We start from the raw sequence: 3,397 nt of genomic DNA on the forward strand, positions 1-3,397 counted from the left end.
GCAAACCCGGGGCGATTCAGAGTATGGATCGCTCTTACGCTAAGGGTTTCGTGCGGTTCTCCGTGGTCGCGGGCGCCCCCATTGTCAGAACACTGCGTGATGAGCGAGGCGCCGGTTTGCGTGACCTCCACCCGAAACTGGCGGATCTCGCCCTACCGAGGCGGGATCCGTCTAGTGAATAGGCATCTGTGCGAAGTGTCTAGTGCGGCCCTCACCAAGTTTTTCGAAACGTACTCGACCTCGACTGTGATTTGGATGGAGCTACCGGACGTACCGAGGGGTAGGGGGCTCGACTCGTATCTGGCACTCGAGTCTGTAGAGATCCTCGACGAATGTCGAATACACGCCGACTTAGGATACGGATGGGGATTCACGATAAAACCCTCAGGAGCCCTTGTCGATGCAGATCTGTTCACAATCACGATAGAGGGAACCGACCTCGACTTCGAGACAACCAGTGTTCATCGCCTTTACAGAGAAGGGTGGGTTCGATTCTTCGTCATTCCCAACACCCCGATAACAAGCAGGGCGAGAGCGAAGAACGGTCACGAACTCGAGGTCTTCTCACAGAGTACGGACAATGACGGTGGAGAGTGACGGACCGAACAGTCGTGCCGCAGCGGGCACGGAGAGGCACTTCGGATGCGCGCTCGCTACACAGGCGACCACCATCACATGTTCGAGAACGCCAGTGTCGTCGCAGACCGAACTTTCACGGCGACTGGCCGGGAGTCTGAATTGCCAGACTTGGTGAGCGAGCCCTGGCTAGGGTCGTCGATCAGATACAACCGGCCACGTGCAGGCGCGAATCGGCAGTCACGCCTTTGGGACATCGATCTCGGACAACCGATCGACGACCTGCGCCGCGATCTGTCCACCCTTCCCCTGAATCCACCGTCACCGGTGCAGTCTCTCGACGCGTTCGAGGATTCGTTTGCGGAAGGGTTGCGTGATGAGGAGGACTCGGTTAGAGCAGTCCTCCGAAACTGGACTGCTCTGAAGCAATCAAATAGCGAGTTCTGGCAGATGCTGTCGCGAATCTCCTTTTCCGCAGTGGATGAAGCCATGGTCGGCTGGTACGTCGACGAGTTCCCCCCGAACCGAGAGCCTCTCCCGGAGATAGCAATAACGTTCCTGCAGGGAACCTCGACTGGCTCGGCCGAGTCAGTCGAGATGCCGTCCGATTGTGTTGCCACGGTCGGATTCGCGCGACAGGCCATGGCGGGCAATCCTCAACGACCAGAACTGCACTACTCCCTTGACCTCACCGGCTGTGAAGAATTCGGCGAGTGCACGACACGGCTTGTCGAGTGCGGTCTCGTCGATCCCGCCGCCCAGGCGGAGACTCAAAAGGACCTGCGCCACGCACTTCTCGTGGGAGCCCTCGGTAATCAACCGAGCAGCACGTTGTTCGTGCACTGGACCGGACGGTTGAGCTCAGAACACCAAGGCCGGGTACGACAGAAGGCGCTCGAAAGGTCGATCGCGCACATGTTCGCTGAAGTAATCTGCGCACTCGAGGAACACGCCCGAGATGGCAGCCCCACTCCCACGATGGTGATTGACGTCGACGGTCCGGTCTTCGACTTGGCAGCGGAGTCTCCACCCCGTCCTCCGGGCATGCCATGACGTTGACGAGAGCAGTATGCATAACAGTGCGAATTGTTGATCCCGGGTTATCAGACCTTGGTGGACGAGGAGGATGATGATCGAGTCACGGGGTGAGTACGAGACTCTTATCGAGAGCGACCTGGTCATAGATCAGAATCGCGCAGTCCGCGACTCGGCGTTACTGGATCTCTGGCTCGAAATAGTCTCCGATCTTCCGCAATACAGGCACTTCGTTGCACGCAACAAGACCATCCCCCGCGAAGTTCTTCGGGTTCTGGTCGAGGATGACGATCGCGAGGTCCGGTTGACCCTGGCGATGCGACGCGCCGTCGGCGAAGATGACGAGCTGGCTGGTGTCCTTGCTTCGGATCTCGATCCGGCTATCCGAGCAGCGCTCGCGAAGAATCCGAAGCTCAGTCCACACCTACTGGTGCTGCTGACTCAGGACGACGATGAGTGGGTCCGCGACTGTGCGTCGCAGACACTTGCGCAACGACAGACCCACCCGTGCAGCGATTCGGACGGGATCGCATCGACATGAAAGACGGTGACCCATTGGGGCAGAACGTGGGCGACATCCCCCCAAAAACAAGCGACGATGCGCAACAGGTGGTGGCGTTGACCGGGTTGACCGAAGCCCAGGCAGTGACCCTGGCGTCGCGGGTCGGCGCACCAGCCTCAGATCGCCAGTGGGCACGCCTGGAGAACCCCCGCGATCGACTGTTGTTGGGGGAGTTGGATGCCAACGTCCTTCGCGACGTACTCGACCTATTGAGCGCGGAGGAGGTGACGGAGGTGTTGGGCCGATACGACGCCGGCCTGCTGTGTGATTGGGTGCAGAACGCCCTCGACGGCATCCGATGACCGAGCTCACGGATTCGACGGTGGCCGCATGCGCCCAGATGGCGGAGGGCCTTCGCGCCAATCGGTGGACTGCAGACTCGACCATGGACGCGGTGAGCCGCGCCCTCGTTCTCTCGGGCGGTGAGCCGGCACGGCTGGACTGCTACCTGCAGCTGTACGCGCACGCTCACGTCAACCAACAGCGAAGCCGCACACCGAGTCGCCTCGACCGTCGTGCCGAGCCGATGGCCTCACCGCTCGACAGACAGTGGACGATCACGCTCCTGGATGCCCCCGACGGCGACCGATGGGTGACGGAACTACCGGACGTCGCCCCTGAAGCGACGGTGCTGTACGCCGACCGGCCGTTCCTCCACGGCGACTACGACAGCTTCCGGATGCTCTCCGAAGCGCTCTACATCGCGCTCGAGAACGCACCTGTCACCGGTTGCGTATCGCGATCAAACACGGTCCGCCTGCTGGAGCGCGTCGGCACCTGGCTGTCCGAGGTTTCGCCACAGTGAAAGATTCGCACGATGTCCAGACGGGCGACGGTACTCCGACGTCACCCGCACATACGATCGCGGATCAACTTCTCGCCGGGGCCGTGAACCGCTCCACTGCGGCGGCGGAGGGTCGACAACTGATCTTGGCACTGCCATCGGATTCTGACCCCGCGGAAATGAGGGGTCTGAGTCTTCTTGCCATCGCGGACCTCACCGACGAGACCGGACGATGGGCTGTCGACCTGGCGAGCATCGCGGAGTGGCGCGACAACTCCTCAAGAGACCCGGTAGCCACCCACTGGTGGTCGATGGTCGTTCCGGGATTGACGACTAGCAACCCAATCGAGGCAGAAGACCACATTCAGACGCACGGGGCGTCAGCCGAGGAGCTCGACACCATCGACCCTCGTAAGCATTTGTCCATGGCCATGAGAAAG

General features: G+C 60.9%; 6 protein-coding genes. All 6 read left to right on the top strand.

What is annotated here, in order from left to right:
• Window positions 1-255: 255 nt before the first annotated feature.
• Window positions 256-597, top strand: a complete 342-nt coding sequence (locus AMD30_RS24845; RefSeq protein WP_231632841.1) for a hypothetical protein — start codon at window positions 256-258, stop codon at window positions 595-597.
• Between the two features lie 45 nt (window positions 598-642).
• Window positions 643-1,629: a hypothetical protein gene (locus AMD30_RS24055; protein ID WP_156354412.1), complete on the top strand. Its 987-nt coding sequence runs from the start codon at window positions 643-645 to the stop codon at window positions 1,627-1,629.
• A 73-nt stretch (window positions 1,630-1,702) separates the two neighbouring features.
• Complete coding sequence (locus tag AMD30_RS24850) at window positions 1,703-2,152, top strand: HEAT repeat domain-containing protein (protein WP_231632842.1); 450 nt, start codon at window positions 1,703-1,705, stop codon at window positions 2,150-2,152.
• Window positions 2,149-2,475, top strand: coding sequence for a hypothetical protein (locus AMD30_RS24065; RefSeq protein WP_084817377.1), 327 nt, complete (start codon window positions 2,149-2,151; stop codon window positions 2,473-2,475). The genes AMD30_RS24850 and AMD30_RS24065 overlap by 4 nt, the downstream gene beginning before the upstream one ends.
• Window positions 2,472-2,978: a hypothetical protein gene (locus tag AMD30_RS24070; protein ID WP_055477349.1), complete on the top strand. Its 507-nt coding sequence runs from the start codon at window positions 2,472-2,474 to the stop codon at window positions 2,976-2,978. The genes AMD30_RS24065 and AMD30_RS24070 overlap by 4 nt, the downstream gene beginning before the upstream one ends.
• The coding region (locus tag AMD30_RS25635) for a hypothetical protein (protein WP_231632843.1) at window positions 2,975-3,397 on the top strand (423 nt) is incomplete at its 3' end. The genes AMD30_RS24070 and AMD30_RS25635, both read left to right, overlap by 4 nt.

Source organism: Gordonia sp. HS-NH1 (genome assembly GCF_001418765.1).
GTDB lineage: Bacteria > Actinomycetota > Actinomycetes > Mycobacteriales > Mycobacteriaceae > Gordonia.

Bases quoted from the DNA above. Each gene is read 5' to 3' on its own strand.
- AMD30_RS24845 (WP_231632841.1), top strand. From the start codon at position 256: ATGGAGCTACCGGACGTACCGAGGGGTAGGGGGCTCGACTCGTATCTG.
- AMD30_RS24055 (WP_156354412.1), top strand. From the start codon at position 643: ATGCGCGCTCGCTACACAGGCGACCACCATCACATGTTCGAGAACGCC.
- AMD30_RS24850 (WP_231632842.1), top strand. From the start codon at position 1,703: ATGATGATCGAGTCACGGGGTGAGTACGAGACTCTTATCGAGAGCGAC.
- AMD30_RS24065 (WP_084817377.1), top strand. From the start codon at position 2,149: ATGAAAGACGGTGACCCATTGGGGCAGAACGTGGGCGACATCCCCCCA.
- AMD30_RS24070 (WP_055477349.1), top strand. From the start codon at position 2,472: ATGACCGAGCTCACGGATTCGACGGTGGCCGCATGCGCCCAGATGGCG.